Source organism: Veillonella sp. AF13-2 (assembly GCF_003603295.1).
GTDB classification, from domain to species: domain Bacteria; phylum Bacillota; class Negativicutes; order Veillonellales; family Veillonellaceae; genus Veillonella; species Veillonella parvula_E.
The window spans coordinates 110,679-127,885 of record NZ_QTMT01000001.1; the positions used below are offsets into that span (position 1 = coordinate 110,679).

At 39.5% G+C, this 17,207-nt stretch carries 13 protein-coding genes; all 13 read left to right on the plus strand.

Annotated elements, in window-relative coordinates; all coding sequences use genetic code 11:
- The first annotated feature begins 8 nt into the window (after nucleotides 1-8).
- The 13 genes from DWV85_RS00505 to DWV85_RS00565 all read left to right on the plus strand — a co-directional run bounded on the left by DWV85_RS00505 (nucleotide 9) and on the right by DWV85_RS00565 (nucleotide 17,204).
- Nucleotides 9-428 carry a flavodoxin gene (locus DWV85_RS00505; RefSeq protein WP_004696544.1) on the plus strand — a complete coding sequence of 140 codons (420 nt, stop codon included), beginning with the start codon at nucleotides 9-11 and terminating at the stop codon, nucleotides 426-428.
- A gap of 398 nt (nucleotides 429-826) precedes the next feature.
- A complete protein-coding gene (locus DWV85_RS00510; RefSeq protein ID WP_004696542.1) occupies nucleotides 827-1,459 on the plus strand; it encodes a helix-turn-helix transcriptional regulator in 633 nt (210 codons plus the stop codon).
- Nucleotides 1,460-1,468: 9 nt separating this feature from the next.
- On the plus strand, nucleotides 1,469-2,680 hold the full coding sequence (dpaL, locus tag DWV85_RS00515; RefSeq protein WP_123137798.1) for a diaminopropionate ammonia-lyase: 1,212 nt from the start codon (nucleotides 1,469-1,471) through the stop codon (nucleotides 2,678-2,680).
- Nucleotides 2,681-2,692: 12 nt separating this feature from the next.
- Nucleotides 2,693-4,003, plus strand: a complete 1,311-nt coding sequence (locus tag DWV85_RS00520) for a YgeY family selenium metabolism-linked hydrolase (RefSeq protein ID WP_008714326.1) — start codon at nucleotides 2,693-2,695, stop codon at nucleotides 4,001-4,003.
- Nucleotides 4,004-4,155: 152 nt separating this feature from the next.
- Nucleotides 4,156-5,349: a knotted carbamoyltransferase YgeW gene (gene ygeW, locus DWV85_RS00525; protein ID WP_004698646.1), complete on the plus strand. Its 1,194-nt coding sequence runs from the start codon at nucleotides 4,156-4,158 to the stop codon at nucleotides 5,347-5,349.
- A 68-nt stretch (nucleotides 5,350-5,417) separates the two neighbouring features.
- Nucleotides 5,418-6,353 (plus strand): carbamate kinase, encoded by a 936-nt coding sequence (gene arcC, locus DWV85_RS00530; protein WP_060919220.1) that lies wholly within the window; start codon nucleotides 5,418-5,420, stop codon nucleotides 6,351-6,353.
- Nucleotides 6,354-6,407: 54 nt separating this feature from the next.
- The gene (gene ssnA / locus DWV85_RS00535) at nucleotides 6,408-7,736 is read left to right on the plus strand and encodes a putative aminohydrolase SsnA (RefSeq protein WP_120055445.1); all 1,329 of its coding nucleotides are present in this window, start codon (nucleotides 6,408-6,410) and stop codon (nucleotides 7,734-7,736) included.
- 28 nt (nucleotides 7,737-7,764) lie between these two features.
- Nucleotides 7,765-9,456 (plus strand): selenate reductase, encoded by a 1,692-nt coding sequence (locus DWV85_RS00540; protein WP_120055443.1) that lies wholly within the window; start codon nucleotides 7,765-7,767, stop codon nucleotides 9,454-9,456.
- On the plus strand, nucleotides 9,453-10,802 hold the full coding sequence (hydA, locus tag DWV85_RS00545) for a dihydropyrimidinase (protein ID WP_123137799.1): 1,350 nt from the start codon (nucleotides 9,453-9,455) through the stop codon (nucleotides 10,800-10,802). Before DWV85_RS00540 ends, hydA begins: the two co-directional genes overlap by 4 nt.
- Nucleotides 10,803-10,819: 17 nt before the next feature.
- On the plus strand, nucleotides 10,820-13,369 hold the full coding sequence (gene xdh / locus DWV85_RS00550; RefSeq protein ID WP_004696528.1) for a selenium-dependent xanthine dehydrogenase: 2,550 nt from the start codon (nucleotides 10,820-10,822) through the stop codon (nucleotides 13,367-13,369).
- 145 nt (nucleotides 13,370-13,514) lie between these two features.
- Entirely contained in the window at nucleotides 13,515-14,900 is a 1,386-nt protein-coding gene (locus DWV85_RS00555; RefSeq protein ID WP_123137800.1) for a nucleobase:cation symporter-2 family protein, read from the plus strand.
- 204 nt (nucleotides 14,901-15,104) lie between these two features.
- A complete protein-coding gene (locus DWV85_RS00560) occupies nucleotides 15,105-16,292 on the plus strand; it encodes a RuBisCO large subunit C-terminal-like domain-containing protein (RefSeq protein ID WP_123137801.1) in 1,188 nt (395 codons plus the stop codon).
- A gap of 105 nt (nucleotides 16,293-16,397) precedes the next feature.
- The gene (locus tag DWV85_RS00565) at nucleotides 16,398-17,204 is read left to right on the plus strand and encodes an MBL fold metallo-hydrolase (RefSeq protein WP_123137802.1); all 807 of its coding nucleotides are present in this window, start codon (nucleotides 16,398-16,400) and stop codon (nucleotides 17,202-17,204) included.
- Nucleotides 17,205-17,207 lie beyond the last annotated feature (3 nt).

Consider the following 17,207-nt stretch of genomic DNA (forward strand, 5'->3'; position numbering starts at 1 on the left):
GGTACAAGATGATTGGTGTAATTTTTTGGTCCGGTACAGGCAATACAGAACGCATGGCTTATGAAGTAGCTGAAGGTATTAAAGCTGCAGGTCAAGAAGTTGAAGTAAAATCCGTTTCTGAAGTATCTGTTGATGAAGCAGCCGCTTATGAAAAATTAGCTCTTGGCTGTGCTGATATGGGTGCAGAACAATTAGAAGAAGGCGAATTTGAACCATTCTACACTGAACTAGAAGGCAAGTTGAGTGGTAAAAAAATAGCGATCTTTGGCTCCTATGGTTGGGGTGGTACTTGGTTGGAAGACTGGGGCACTCGAATTAAAGATGCTGGTGGCGAATTAGTGGCTGATGGCGTAGCAATCTTGGGCGAACCTGATGATGATGGTAATGCACAATGCCAAGAATTAGGTAAAACATTAGCAAACGCTTAATTTGATTTTAATTACTAACATAAATACTAATAGTTAATAATAAAAGGTTGTAATGACGATAATTCGTTATTACAGCCTTTTTTGTATGTACTTATGATTGATATGATGGAGCAAAGGTCATTAAAAATTTTGATATCGATAAGTAAATATGATAAAAATCATAATGTTTATTTATCTTTATCTCTATTTGTGTATATAAGCGCATAATTATAAATAACTTTAATACATAATTATATTGCGTTTTTGTACACATAGTCCTATAATTTAGTTAAAGAACCTAACAAAAATTTAGGTTGATACAAAAATAGTTAGGGTTAATTTTATATTAGCTATTAACCGGGCTAGCGTAATTTAAACGGGAAAGGTTAATCTATGACATTGAAAGAGGGGTTATTTCAATGAGTACATTAGAGCGAATAAAAGTCATAGCCCATGGATTAGCGGTACAATTTGGACCATCCTGTGAAGTATTGATTCATGATTTACAAGGGGATATTAATTCTTCTCTTGTATATATTGAGAATGGAACTATAACTAATAGACATGTTGGTGATGGCCCATCGCATGTGGTTTTAGATGTGCTGAGTCATGACGATGGTAGCGAGGGCAGATTTGGTTATCTCACAAAGACTAAAGATGGTCGAATATTAAAATCTTCTACCATGTATATTCGTGATGATACAGGTCGTATAGCATACTTGTTGGGGATTAACCAAGATATAACAGAGTTTGTTATGATGCATCGACTTTTGGATAGTTTGGTCAATACAGGTCAGGAAGATGCAGGATCTGTTGAAAAAATTACGACGAGTGTATCGGAACTATTAGATGATTTATTACTAGACGTAGAACGTTTAGTTGGTAAACCAGGACCATTGATGAATAAGGTGGAACGCTTAAAAGCTATTTCCTATTTAAACGAAAAAGGGGCTTTTCTTATCTCGAAGTCTTCTGAGAAGATAGCAGAGTATTTTAATATTTCTAAGTTTACTCTTTATAGTGATTTAAATACTGTAAAGGAAGAATCCTAGGAGGCAAATATGGAACGAATTCAGTGGAAACGTAATACAATGGTACCATCAAGTGACAAGTTTTTGTCCGTTATGGATGTTAGAGAGGTTAAGAAAGCTAAAGCGTTTCATGAAAGTTTTCCACAATATAGCGTTACTCCACTTGTATCGCTTAAGAATTTAGCGTCTTATATCGGTGTTGATGCACTCTTTGTAAAAGATGAATCCTACCGATTTGGCCTTAATGCATTTAAGGTATTAGGCGGCTCCTATGCGATGGCAAAATATGTGGCGCAACAAACTGGTAAAGCTGTTGAGGATGTACCATATGATGTATTAACATCAGCAAAATTAAAAGAAGAGTTTGGTCAAGCTACATTCTTTACTGCCACTGATGGTAACCACGGTCGTGGTGTAGCATGGGCAGCCAATAAATTAGGTCAAAAATCTGTAGTATTTATGCCAAAGGGCTCTACAGAATATCGTAGAAAACAAATCGAAAACGAAGGCGCTACTGTAACAATCGAAGACTTCAACTACGATGAGTGTGTACGCTTAGCAACTAAAAAGTCTAAAGAAGTTCCTAATGGTGTTGTAGTTCAAGATACTGCCTGGGAAGGTTATGAAGAAATTCCAAACTGGATTATGCAAGGCTATGGCACAATGGCTATGGAAACAGCCAATCAATTAGAAGCTGATAATTGTAAAGTTCCTACTCATGTATTTGTACAAGCTGGTGTAGGTTCCCTTGCCGGTTCTGTAGTGGGTTACTTCACTAATCTATACAGCAATGTGGCTAAAAAACCTAAATTAATTGTTGTAGAAGCGGCAGCTGCAGCTTGTTTATACAAAGGTGCTGTAGCTGATGATGGTAAACCTCGTATCGTAGAGGGTGATTTAGAAACAATCATGGCAGGCTTAGCTTGTGGTGAACCGAACACAGTTTCTTGGGATATTTTGAGAAATCATGCAGATGTATTCGTTTCTGCGCCTGACTGGGTGGCACGTTTAGGCATGCGCGTTGGTGGTGCACCAACTAAAGGTGATACTCCAATTACTACTGGTGAGTCTGGTGCAGTTCCATTAGGCCTTGTAATGGCACTTATGACGATGCCGGAATATGAAGATTTACGGAAAGAGTTAGAACTAGATGCGTCTTCAAAGGTACTCTGTTTCTCCACTGAAGGTGATACGGATCCTGAAAGATATAAAAATATTATGTGGTATGGTGAAGATCGTTAGGAGGCATTAATTATGGATTTACAAGCAATTAAACAAGCAGCGGCAACTTATGGCCCAGCGATGACAAAATTTTTACGTGAGATCGTAGCATTCCCAGGTGAAAGTGCTGAAGAAAAAGATCATGTAAAACGTATAGAACAAGAGATGAAAGACCTAGGATTTGATGAAGTTGAAGTAGATCCTATGGGGAATATTCTTGGATATATGGGTACAGGGAAAACCCTCATTGCCTTTGATGGACATATTGATACAGTTGGTATTGGCAATCGTGACAATTGGGATTTTGATCCATATGATGGTTTCGAAGACGAAACTAAAATTGGTGGCCGTGGCGTATCTGACCAATTGGGTGGTATCGTATCCGCTGTATACGGCGCTAAGATTATGAAAGATTTAGGACTTCTAAGTGATAAATATCGTGTACTTGTTGTAGGCACCGTACAAGAAGAGGACTGCGATGGCCTTTGCTGGGAATACATGATTAAGGAACGCAATATCCGTCCTGAATTTGTAGTATCTACAGAACCAACCGATGGCGGTATCTATCGTGGGCAACGTGGTCGCATGGAAATTCGTGTAGATGTACAAGGCGTATCTTGCCATGGTTCTGCTCCTGAACGCGGTGATAACGCAATTTATAAAATGGCAGATATACTTCAAGACATCCGTGAATTGAATGCTAACTCTGCTGATGAAAGCACAAAAATTAAGGGCCTTGTTAAAATGCTTGATCCAAAATTCAACCCTGACCACTATGAAGAAGCTCGCTTCTTAGGTCGCGGTACAGTAACTACTTCCCAAATTTTCTATACTTCTCCAAGCCGTTGTGCAGTAGCTGACTCCTGCGCTATTTCCTTGGACCGTCGTATGACTGCTGGTGAAACTTGGCAAAGTTGCTTGGCAGAAATCGAAGCATTACCACATGTTAAAGAATATGGTGCGAAAGTATCCATGTACGAATACGCTCGTCCATCTTGGACTGGTTTGACATATCCAATCGAATGTTACTTCCCAACTTGGGTAATTCCTAAAGATCATAAAGTAACAGAAGCTTTGGAAGAAGCATACACTAGCTTATATGGCAACGAACGTATTGGTGCAGAAGATACAGTTGAAATGCGTAAAGCTCGCCCATTAACTGATAAATGGACATTCTCCACAAATGGTGTATCTATCATGGGTCGTAATGGCATCCCTTGTATTGGCTTCGGTCCTGGCGCAGAAGCACAAGCACATGCTCCTAACGAAATTACATGGAAACAAGATCTTGTAACATGTGCCGCTGTATATGCATTGTTACCATCCGTATACTGCAAAGACTAATATCACATATATTGAATTAGATCTATTTTAACGAAAATAACTGAAAATAGTTGATATTAAGAATTTCATATGGTACCTCAACATTTGATGAGGCATCGTATAAAGTTAGATCCTAAGTAGCCCTTTAGGGAATTGAAAGAGAGGACTTACAGATGACAGACTTCAATAAAAGTATTGAAACACTACAAGGCTTAGATGTTAGTAAAATGTACGGCGAAGATTTCTTCCTAACTTGGGAAAAATCTGATGACGAATTAAAAGGTGTTTGGGCAGTAGCTGATGCATTGCGTGCTCTTAGAGAACGCAATATCTCCACTAAAGTATTTGACAGCGGTCTTGGCATTTCCTTATTCCGCGATAACTCTACAAGAACTCGTTTCTCCTTTGCTTCCGCTTGTAATTTGCTAGGCCTTGAAGTTCAAGATTTAGATGAAGGCAAATCTCAAATCGCTCACGGTGAAACAGTTCGTGAAACAGCTAATATGATTTCCTTTATGGCAGATGTTATCGGTATTCGTGATGATATGTATATTGGTAAAGGGAATGCTTATATGCATCAAGTATCTGATGCAGTTAAAGAAGGTCATGAAGATGGTGTACTAGAGCAACGCCCAACGCTTGTAAACCTACAATGTGATATTGACCATCCTACACAAATCATGGCTGATACAGCTCATATCATCAAAGAATTCGGCGGTGTAGAAAACCTTAAAGGCAAAAAGATTGCTATGACTTGGGCATACTCCCCATCTTATGGTAAACCTTTATCCGTACCTCAAGGTGCTATTGGCTTATTCACTCGTCTCGGTATGGAAGTTGTATTAGCACATCCAGAAGGGTATGAAGTAATGCCGGAAGTTGAAGAAATCGCTAAGAAACAAGCTGAAGCTAGCGGCGGTTCATTCCGTAGAACTAACGACATGAAGGATGCTTTCAAAGATGCAGACATCGTATATCCTAAGAGCTGGGCTCCATTCGGTGCAATGGAAAAACGTACAAAACTGTATGGTGAAAATGATCATGAAGGTATTAAAGCATTAGAAAAAGTTCTTCTTGAAGAAAATGGTAAACATAAAGATTGGGCATGTACGGAAGAGATGATGAGTCTCACAAAGGACGGCAAAGCTCTTTACTTACATTGCTTACCAGCAGATATTACAGGTGTAAGTTGTGAAGAAGGCGAAGTAGATGCAACAGTATTTGATCGCTACCGCATACCTCTTTATAAGGAAGCAAGCTACAAACCATATGTTATTGCAGCTATGATTTTCCTTAGCAAATTTAAAAATCCTGTAGAAACCTTAAAAGAATTAGAACGGAAGGGAACCGAACGAGTTCAACCGTAAAGTAAAGTTTAGGGGCCATCCGTATTGATGGCTCCTTTTATTCTTAATAGTTTGTTATGAGGCATAACATGAAAAAGAGAGTTGTAGTAGCATTAGGGGGAAATGCATTAGGCAATTCCTTACCAGAACAGAAAATTGCTGTAAAAAGTACAGCTAAAACAATCATTGATTTAGTAGAAGCTGATTGTGATGTAGTGGTAACACATGGTAATGGACCTCAAATTGGTATGATCAACAATGCGATGGCTGCATTGACTCGTGAAGTAGAAGGTCAACCAAACACTCCATTATCTGTATGTGTAGCAATGAGCCAAGCTTATATTGGTTATGACTTACAAAATGCTCTTCACGAAGAGCTCTTAAATCGTGGTATAAAAGATTTGCCAACAATGACTATGGTTACACAAGTACTTGTTGATCAAAATGACCCAGCTTTTCAAAATCCTACAAAACCAATTGGACACTTTATGACTCAGGAAGAAGCTGAATACGCAGAAAAGAATTACGATTATGTGGTAAAAGAAGATGCGGGACGTGGTTATCGTCGTGTGGTGGCATCTCCAGCACCAAAAGAAATTATTGAACTAGAAGCAATTAAAGGTTTAGTAGGTAAACAATTAATTGTTGCTTGTGGCGGGGGAGGTATCCCAGTAACTAAAGAAGGTAATGAACTTCATGGTGCAGCTGCTGTTATCGATAAAGATTGGACTAGTAGTTTATTGGCCCAAGAAATTGATGCTGATGTTCTCGTTATTTTAACAGCTGTTGAAAAGGTTGCCATTAATTTTGGTAAAGAAAATGAAAAATGGCTTGATGAAATAACCGTTACACAAGCTAAAGAATTTGTATCAGCTGGTGAGTTTGCAGAAGGCTCGATGAAACCAAAGGTAGAAGCCGCTATAGCATTTGCAGAATCCAAAAAAGGCCGTGTTTCAATTATCACATTATTAGAGAAATCTAAAGATGGTATAGCAGGAAAAACAGGCACACGTATCGTATTATAATAATATATAAGTTTATAAGTATGCATTTCAACGAATCGTTGAGGAGGTGCCCACATGATTATATTAGGAAAAGGTACTGTTATTACTCGCGACGCTGATAGACCTATCATTTATGATGGTGCTGTTGCTATCGACGGGACTCAAATTGTTGATATTGGTATATATGATGAATTATGTAAAACGTATGTAAATGCAGAAATCATTGATGCTCATGGTGGCCTAATTATGCCAGGTTTCATTAATGCACATCACCATATTTATTCCGCTCTTGCACGAGGTTTATCATTGCCAGGTCCGGCACCGACTAACTTCGGTGAAATCTTGGAAGGACTTTGGTTCTACTTAGATAATAAATTGACCGCTCCTGATGTAAAAGCAAGTGCATTACTTACGTATTTAGGCTGTATCGAAAATGGTGTAACTACTATTTTTGACCATCACGCAAGTTATGGTGAAGTGCCTAACAGCTTATCCATCATTGCAGATGTAGCTAAACAGTTTGGTGTTCGCTCTTGCTTGTGCTACGAAGTGTCTGACCGTAACGGTGTTGATCAGATGAAAGCCGCTGTTGCAGAAAATGTACGTTTTGGTAAAGAGGCTAAAAAAGATCCATCTAGACTCGCTGCTATGATGGGCTTACATGCATCCTTTACTCTAAGTCCTGAAACATTAGATTATGTGAAAGCACAAAATGAAGACAAGTTAGGATATCACGTTCATGTTGCTGAAGGCCCAGAAGATGTGGCAGATAGTAAAGAAAAATATGGCATGACACCTGTTAGACGCCTCGTAGAGGCAGGTATTTTAGGCCCTAAGAGCATCGCTGGTCACTGTGTACACGTAACTGACGAAGATGTGGCATTATTGAAAAACTCTCAAGCTAAGGTTGTACATAACCCAGAAAGTAACATGGGTAATGCAGTAGGCACGACAGATATCTTAAAACTATTAGATGCAGGGATCACTGTTGGGCTTGGCACAGATGGTTATACAAATGATATGCTCGAATCTTATAAAGTAGCGAATTGTCTCGTGAAACATGAGCAACATAAACCATATGTAGGCTGGGGCGAAGTACCTCATATGCTATTTGAAAACAACCGCAAAATGGCTAATGAATTCTTCGATACTACGGTAGGCATCCTTAAAAAAGGTGCTGCAGCTGACGTAATTGTTCTTGATTACGCAGCACCAACACCACTTGATGAAAACAACATCAATGGTCATTTACTATTCGGTGCTAATGGTATGTATGTGGTAACAACTATTAGTGATGGTGTACCACGCATGATTGATCGTAAATTACAAGGCATTGATAAAGCTGAAGTAATGAACGAAGTTTTAGCAACATCTAAAGGTTTATGGAAACGACTAAACCCATAACGCAAACGCTTTAAAGGAGTGTGACATTATGAGTGACATTATGTATCCGGTAAGTTTCGGAAATTTGATGAACCACATTATGACTGAGTACAAGATGTACAATCGTATTTACAATGTAAATAAAATTCATCGTACGAATCATAATCAACGCTTATCTATCTTTGGTAAATCTATTGAAAATCCTGTAGGCCCAGCAGCTGGTCCTAATACACAGTTGGCACAAAACATTGTGGCATCCTATGTGGCTGGTGCTCGTTGCATCGAATTAAAAACCGTACAAATTATGTATGGTGAAGAACTAGGTATTCCTAGACCTTGTATCTACTCTGTAGACGAAGCATATAACGTAGAATGGTCTTCTGAATATAGCTGTGATGAAGCTGCTGATGAATACATTAAAGCTTGGTTCGCATTGAAATTAATCTCTAAAGAATTAGGATTAGGTGATCCAGATGGCTTCTTATTCATCATGAGTGTTGGCTACAATTTGGCTGGTATCAAGAGCCCTATGGTTGATAAATTCATTAACACAATGCGCAGTGCATCTCAATCTCCTGTGTGGGATACATGTAAACAATGGTGTCTTGACCATGTAGATGAATTTGAGCATATTGATGCTGATTATATCAACTCTATTAGTGATGAACTTTGCCAAGCAATTACATTGTCCACAATGCACGGTTGCCCAGCAGAAGAAATCGAATCCATTTGTTCGTACCTTATCAGTGAAAAAGGTCTTCACCTATACTTAAAATGCAACCCTACATTGTTAGGTCCAAAACGCATTAGAGAATTATTGGATAACGCTGGTTTTGAGTACATTGACTTTGAAGATCATCAATTTGAAGTTGACCTTCAATTCGATAAAGCTGTTCCAATGTTAGAGCGTCTTATAGCTCTTGGTGAAAAACACAATAAGATTTTCGGTGTTAAATTGACAAATACATTCCCTGTACAAATTCATAATAATGAATTGCCAGGCGAGCAAATGTACATGTCTGGTAAATCCTTGTTACCTGTAACAATTGGTGTGGCTGAGCTCCTAAGTGCTCAGTTCGGCGAACGTTTACCAATGTCTTATAGTGGTGGTGCTGTAAAACAAAATATCAAAGCTATCTTTGATTGTGGTATCTGGCCTGTAACAGTATGTACAATTCTTCTACAAGGTGAAGGTTACAATACTTTCAAAGGCTTAGCAGACGAAGTGGAATCTACTGATTACAATGCTGCTTTAAAAGTTCATAAAGAACTTATAGCTAAACTCGCTAAAGACATCGCTGAGAACAAAATCTTCAAGAAGAGCGATGCTATGAAGAAAAAACGCGAAGCAATGCCATCCTTCCCTGGTACACATAGCTCTGACTACCACTGTCGCGTAGTGTGTGGTGCTTGTGTTCGCGTATGTCCTAATAGATGTAATGAAGTCGTTACTGTAAATGATGCTAAATTGATCGTCCATGTTGATCAAAGCTGTAATGAGTGTGGTAACTGTGCATGTCATTGCGTAGAACCTTGTCAACCATACAAGGATCGCATTACATTCTTCCACAATGCTGAAGCTTTAGCAGATAGTACAAATGATGGTTTCTACATCAAAGGTACTAGCTGTGGTTATCGCTTCAAAGGTGAAGAAGCCGTATGTGACATTGATGCATTACCTAAAGAATTGAAAGGAGTTGTACATGCCTTCTGTAAAGAGCATGTGTACTATGTATCATGATTATCATACAACAAGGGGAATTGGTCTTAGCTGATCGAATCCTTACCGGAGATTTATTAATTGATGGCGACAAAATTGTCGCCATCGATGAACACGTTCCTGTTCCAGAAGGGGCTAAAGTAATTGATGCAAAAGGTTGCTACGTATTCCCAGGATTTATAGATCCTCATACGCACTTTCAAATGACCAATACTTTAGCATCGACTGCGGATGATTTTGATAGTGGTACGAAGGCTGCTATACTTGGTGGGACTACTTCAATCATCAATTTTGCTTCTCCCGAGGATGGCTCCCTTTGTAAAGGTTTAGAAGTTCACAAGGAGCGTGCCGCAGGGCGCTGCTCCTGTGACTACAAATTCCATATGGAGCTTGTAGAAATGAATGAAGAGGTATCTCATGAAATACCAAAGGTTGTAGAAGCTGGTGTATCGTCTTTTAAAGTGTACCTAGCGTATGGCTTCCGTTTAACAGATCGAGAAATTTATGATGCTATTGAAGCTATAAAACCAACGGGGGCGCTTGTAGGGGCTCACTGTGAAAACGGTGATCTTATCGATGCCTTTGTAGCAGATAAACGTAAACGTGGTGAATTAGATGTAGACAATCATCCACTCACAAGACCGGCCATGATTGAATCGGAAGCGATTAAGCGATTTAGTACAATTGGTGCTGCATTAGAGTATCCCGTGCATATTGTGCATGTAAGTTCTAAAGAAGGTGTAGATGAAGTTCTACGTGAGCGGGCATTAGGACATCAAGTCACTTGTGAAACATGTCCACAGTATTTGGTGCTTGATGAATCACGATATAAATTACCTGATTTTGAAGGGGTTAAATTTGTGATGAGTCCTCCACTTAGAACGATACGAGATCAAATGGCATTGAAGGATGCACTAGTAAATGGTGTTTTTCAAACCATTGGTTCCGACCATTGTAGCTTTACCTTTAATGATCAAAAATTAAAGAGTCGTCATGACTTTACCCGAATTCCTGGAGGTATTCCTGGAGCCGAAGAACGGGGCATCATTGCTTATGATGTGTTGGTTAACCAATGCAATATGAGCGCTGTAGATTTTATGAAATTAGTTAGTGAAAACCCAGCAAAGCTATATGGCATGTATCCCAAGAAGGGTACATTAGCTGTAGGTAGTGATGGGGATATAACAATTGTAGATAAGCATATAGAACATATGCTTTCAAAAGAGTCCGCCCATACAAAGGCTGACTATATACCTTACGAAGGAATATCTGTAACTGGCAAGGTTCGAGATGTTATCCTTAGAGGTCACCATGTGGTACAAGATGGATCCTTAACAGAATCGTATCTTGGTGAATGTATTCCTTAATGAGAGGAGGGCTATATATGTACCGCTTTCAAGTGAATGGCACCCAATATGAGGTTCAAGAGGATCAACGTTTAATTGATTTCTTGCGAGCTGATTTAAAGTTGACGGGCACTAAAGAAGGTTGTAGTGCTGGTGCATGTGGTACGTGTACAGTAATTATAGACGGAAAAAAAGCAAAGGCTTGTGTAAGCAAACTATCTCAATTAGATGGTAAATCAATTGTCACGATTGAAGGTTTATCTGAACGAGAAAAAGCAGTATACACCTATGCTTTTGGTGAATGCGGAGCGGTGCAGTGTGGTTTCTGTATACCAGGTATGATTATTAGTGCAAAAGTATTGATTGACGAAAATAATGACCCTACACCTGACGATGTTAAAAAGGCGATATTAGGTAATATTTGCCGTTGTACAGGCTATGTAAAAATTGAAGAGGGCATTATGCTAGCTGCAAAAATGTTCCGTGAGAACTTACCAGTTCCAGAAAAGGATACAAATGGTAATGTAGGCGCTCGTTTACACCGTGTAGATGCTGAGGAAAAAGCATTAGGTACTGGACAATACTCTGATGATATCTATATGGATGGCATGATTTATGCCAAAGCATTGCGTTCTAAATACCCACGAGCTAGAGTTGATCGTGTTGATGTGTCTAAAGCTCTTGAACATCCAGCATGTGTAACGGCATTGACTGCTAAGGATGTACCATTCAATAAGACTGGTCATTTAGTACCGGATTGGGATGTACTTATCGCCGAAGGTGATATTACACGTTATGTAGGCGATGCAATTGCACTTGTTGCAACTACAGAAAAGAAATATTTAGACGAAGTATTGGCTCTAGTTGAAGTTGATTATACTGAATTAGAACCCGTACTAGATCCATTGGAAGCACTAAAACCAGATGCTCCTCAGTTACATCCAGAGGGAAATGTATTATCTCGTCAAACATTATCTCGTGGCGATGTAGATAAGGCTATTGCAGAGGCTGCTTTTGTAGTAACAAATCATTATTCCACACCTCAAACCGACCATGCATTTATGGAACCAGAATGTGCCGTTGCATATCGTGAGGGTGATGAAATTCATCTGCATTCAGGTAGCCAAAATGTTTATGATGATCGTCGTGAAGTTGCTCGTATGCTTGGTATTCCGAATGAGGCTGTAAAGGTTCACAGTATGCTCGTAGGTGGTGGCTTTGGTGGTAAAGAAGATATGACCGTACAACATCATGCATCACTCGTAGCTTGGCTTACAGGAAAACCAACTAAGGTACTTTTCTCCCGTCAAGAAAGTCTCAATATTCATACTAAACGTCATGCGATGGAAATGGATATTACAACAGCTTGTGATGCGGAAGGTAATTTGGTAGCAAGTAAGGTGAATATCGTTTCTAATTGTGGCGCGTATGCATCTTTAGGTGGTCCTGTACTTCAACGTGCTGGTACTCATTCTTGTGGCCCTTATCACTTTGATAATTTTGCCTTTGATGGTGTATGTGTTTATACAAATACTGTTCCTGGTGGTGCATTCCGTGGGTTTGGCGTAACACAAACTATCTTTGGTCAAGAGCAAAATATTGATGAATTAGCTGCGTTGGTAGGCATGGATCCTTGGGAATTCCGCTACAAAAATGTTGTACGCCCTGGTGACTCATTACCAAACGGCCAAATTTGTTCCAAAGAAACCGCTTTAGTAGAATGTTTGGAAGCTGTAAAAGATGCATATTATGCCTCTGATCGTACTGGCCTTGCGGTATGTTTGAAAAATAGTGGTATTGGTGTAGGACTACCTGATACGGGTCGCGTTATTTTAGAAGTACGTGATGGTAAAGTTCGTATTCGTACGGGTGCCGCTTGTATTGGTCAAGGCATGGCTACTATGGCAACACAAGTACTTTGTGAAACGACAGGCTTAACGGCGGATAAAGTATTTGTAGAACGACCTGATACAGTACGTACACCAGATTCTGGTACAACTACTGCATCTCGCCAAACGCTCTTTACCGGTGAAGCAACGCGTAAAGCAAGTCTTCGCTTAAAAGAAATGTTAGATACTAAAACATTAGAAGAACTGAATGGCGTAGAGATTTATGAAGAGTTTCTCGGTGAAACAGATCCATTTAATTCTGATAAATCGCATCCAAAAAATCACGTTGCCTATGGTTATGGTGCATGTGTAGCAACAATTGGTGAAGACAATAAGGTTGCTAATTTACATGTAGCATACGATGTAGGTCGTGTAGTGAACCCTCAATCCTGTACAGGTCAGGCCGAAGGTGGTGCCATTATGGGAATGGGGTATGCCGTTACAGAAGACTTCCCTTATAAAGAAGGGTATGTAACATCTAAATACGGTACGCTAGGACTTCTTAGAGCTACCCAATGTCCTCCAATTCATGTAAGTCTTATCGAAAAAGGGACACCAGAACAATATGCATACGGTGCTAAAGGTATTGGCGAAATCTCTAGCATTCCGATTGCACCGGCTATTGCAAATGCGTATCGTCGTATCGACGGAGAACCACGTAGGTCCTTGCCGATTAAACATACAGGTTATAAAAAATAGAATATTTGCTTAATGGTAGGGGCTTTTGCCCCTAGCCATCAAGGTTCCCACGTGAAGTCGATGAGATTTCTAAACTCTATCATGTACGATAGTATGACTATATTGTTTAACTAGTAACTAAAACGTAAGATATGAGGTGATTCTTATGAGTAAAGGTGCATCTGGTGTCGACCATGTAGATGGTATGCTGCCAATCCCGCAGTTATTCGCTTATGGTTTACAGCACGTTCTGGCTATGTATGCTGGGGCAGTAGCTGTACCAATTATTATTGCACAAGCTATGCATTTGCCAATTGAAGATTTAATTCGTTTGATTACAGCTGACTTATTTACATGTGGTGTAGCTACATTGATTCAAACATTAGGGTTCGGACCTGTCGGTGGTCGCATTCCTCTTATTCAAGGTGTAACATTTGCTTCTGTAGGTCCAATGATTCTGATTGGTCAGCAGCATGATATTACTACCATTTACGGTGCGATTATCGTAGCTGGTCTCTTTACATTCCTTGTGGCACCATTTTTCAGTCGTTTGATTCGGCTATTCCCACCTGTAGTAACAGGTACTATCATTACTATTATTGGTATCAACTTGATGCCAGTAGCTGTTAACTGGATGGGGGGGGGCGTAGGCAATAAAAACTTTGGCGATCCACTATACATAGCTCTTGGTGTAGCTACATTTGTTCTCGTTGTATTAACTTATCGATTTGGTAAAGGTTTCCTTGGTAATTTGGCAATCTTAGTTGGGCTTATTCTCGGTACAGCCTTAGCTATGATTGTTGGTATTACAGATTTTTCAGAAGTAGGGCGTTCTCAATGGATTTCTGTTGTGACACCATTCTATTTTGGCTTTCCAACCTTTGACTTTGCTTCTATTGTATCTATGATTATTGTAATGCTCGTAGTTATGGTAGAAACAACTGGTGATAGTATTGCAGTTGGAGAAATCGTAGATAAACCTATTGGTCAAAAAGAGTTGGCTGCGGTACTTCGTGCGGATGGCTTATCCACTATTATTGGTGGTATCCTTAATAGTTTTCCGTATACAGCATTTGCTCAAAACGTAGGTCTTATTGCTGTAACACGTGTTAAGAGTCGTTTCGTTGTAGCAGCATCTGGTGTAATTTTAATTTTATTAGGCCTTTTCCCTAAATTAGCCGCTATCGTAGCTTGTATTCCAAATGCTGTATTAGGCGGTGCCGGGATAGCTATGTTCGGCATGATTATCGCCAGTGGGATTCGTTCTCTTGGTAAAGTTAGTTTCGATGGTAACTATAACCTGATGCTAGTTGCCATTAGTATTGGGGTATCCATGATTCCTCTTGCAGCACCTCAATTCTATACACACTTTCCAGCATGGGCTCAAATTCTTTTGAAATCTGGTATCACAGCTGGTAGTATAGTAGCTGTTATTTTAAATGTAATGTTTAATGGTTTTGGTTATAAAACTGTTAATGAACCTAATCGTGCGACTCGTAAATATCGTCACTTCACACGATTCAAAGGTTATCCTAAACATTTCTACCAATAAGATATAGTTAGACGAGTTTACTCTCATGCGATTATATGTATTGTCTCTCACAGTAGAAACCTTGTTAGTATAGGTAAAACATCAATATATATGTTTTCGTTTGTTAAAAAGATCTCACTCTGATTTGGAGTGAGGTCTTTTTTTATGGAATCGTATACTACTTTGGTATATAATTAAATAATATTATTGTAAAGGAGACGCATTATGAAAGACGAGCGATTTATAGTTATATATAGAATAGAAGCGAGTACATATGAAGAAGCAAAATCAATTGCTTGGGCTGTTCAAGTGGAGCAAACCATAGAATTTCCTTATGAGTTTGTAACGGATCCATACATTAAAGAAACTATTACTGGTCGACTAGAATCTCTTGAACCTATAGTAGAAGACTCTCCTTATATCGATGTAGGTGTGATGCCAAATGCTGTAATTAACACCTCTCGTTATTATTTGGCTCGTATTTCATATCACGTAGATACCACGGCCTTAGAAGCTACACAATTTTTAAATGTTATCTTTGGGAATTCTTCGTTACAGCCACATATTTGGGTGGTGGATATTGAACTATGCCCAACACTTTACAATGTGTTTAAAGGACCACGATTTGGCTTACAAGGAATTCGTCGATTAGTGGAAACTCCGACGCGCCCAATGATTCAAGCCGTTGTAAAGCCGATGGGCACACCAAATGAGGAATTGGCTCGTATGTGTGGAGCGTATACACGTGGTGGTGCAGACGTCATAAAGGATGATCATGGTATTTCTAATCAGTCCTTTTCTCAATATAAAGATCGTGTAAAACGATGTGCTTCTATGGTACAGGAAATGAACGCTACACATGGCACACATACATTATATGCAGCAAATGTATCTGGTGATGGCACAGATGTATTGGAACGCGCTTATTTTGCCAAAGAGGCTGGTGCTACAGCTCTCATGGTGGCTGCAGGTCTCGTTGGTTTTGGGTGGCTACATAAATTAGCTACTGATGAAAAATTACAATTGCCTATCATTCATCACCCTGCTTATTCTGGTGGATTTGTAAGCCCTGGTGTATCTGGTGTAGCCGATTATTTACAACTAGGTTTATTACCTCGTATTTTTGGGGCTGATATGCCAATCTTCGTATCTTATGGTGGACGCTTTACTTTTACAGAGGAACAATGCAAGAGGATTTCCTCTTACATTAAACAGCCATTAGGTTTGATGAAAGCAGCTTGCCCGGCACCGGGTGGTGGTGTTACAGATGCTCGTCTTGATGAACTCGTTGAGCTGTACGGAAATGATACGATGTTCCTCGTTGGCGGCGACATGTTCCGTCGAGGACCAGATATTGAGGCTAATATGTCGTACTTTGTAGAGCGTTTGACTAAATTATCTGAAAGAACGTAATAATAGCTTGAATTTAAATGAGTTAATACAATATTTAACTAAATAACTAAACTATTGACTTTTACAGAAATAATAGATTTATGATTAAGTATATGGAGTGTTTTGATGAGTGAATCCTCACCGTTGGAGGTCCATGTCCTTGCCAGTGGTAGCAAGGGCAATTGTACAGTAATAAAAAAAGGGAACTCTGTCATATTGCATGATGTAGGCATTAGTTGCCGGCGCATTGTCAATGGGTTAAAAGAATTGCATATAGACATGGCTCAGGTGGAGGGCATATTCGTCAGTCATGAACATAGTGATCATATTGCGGGACTACAACAATTACTAAAACGATTTGATCTTCCTGTGTATACGAAGCAGGGCACATGGCGTGAAATTCAAGATAAGTTAATCGTACCGAAGAATCGATTGATTGAGCTTACAAAGGGCAGTTTAACGTTGGGCGGTCTCACCGTAGAGCCGTTTTCGGTAAGTCATGATGCGGCTGATCCAATTGGAATAAATGTGTTTGCTGGGAACGATAAGGCAACTGTTGTTACTGATACAGGTGTGATTTCAGATGATATTTTACGCAGGATTGATGAGACGACGCTGTTAGTGCTAGAGGCAAATTATGATCCGTATATGTTGCGATTCGGACCCTATCAGCCGTTTTTGAAACAAAGGGTGGCTAGTGATGAAGGTCATTTGAGTAATGAAATGGCAGCGCAAGCACTGCTTATGATGAAACGTCCTGATTTTATGCAAGTTATATTGGCTCATCGTTCTGAAAATAATAATAATGCTGTCCTCGTTACTCAAACCATAGGTAAAATGCTTGTGGATGGTGGTGTTCGTATTGGACCTGAAATGAAGTTGCAACATGGTCAGCTTAATGAAATTGTATCCATCCGATCTGTAAAGAGGTAGAAA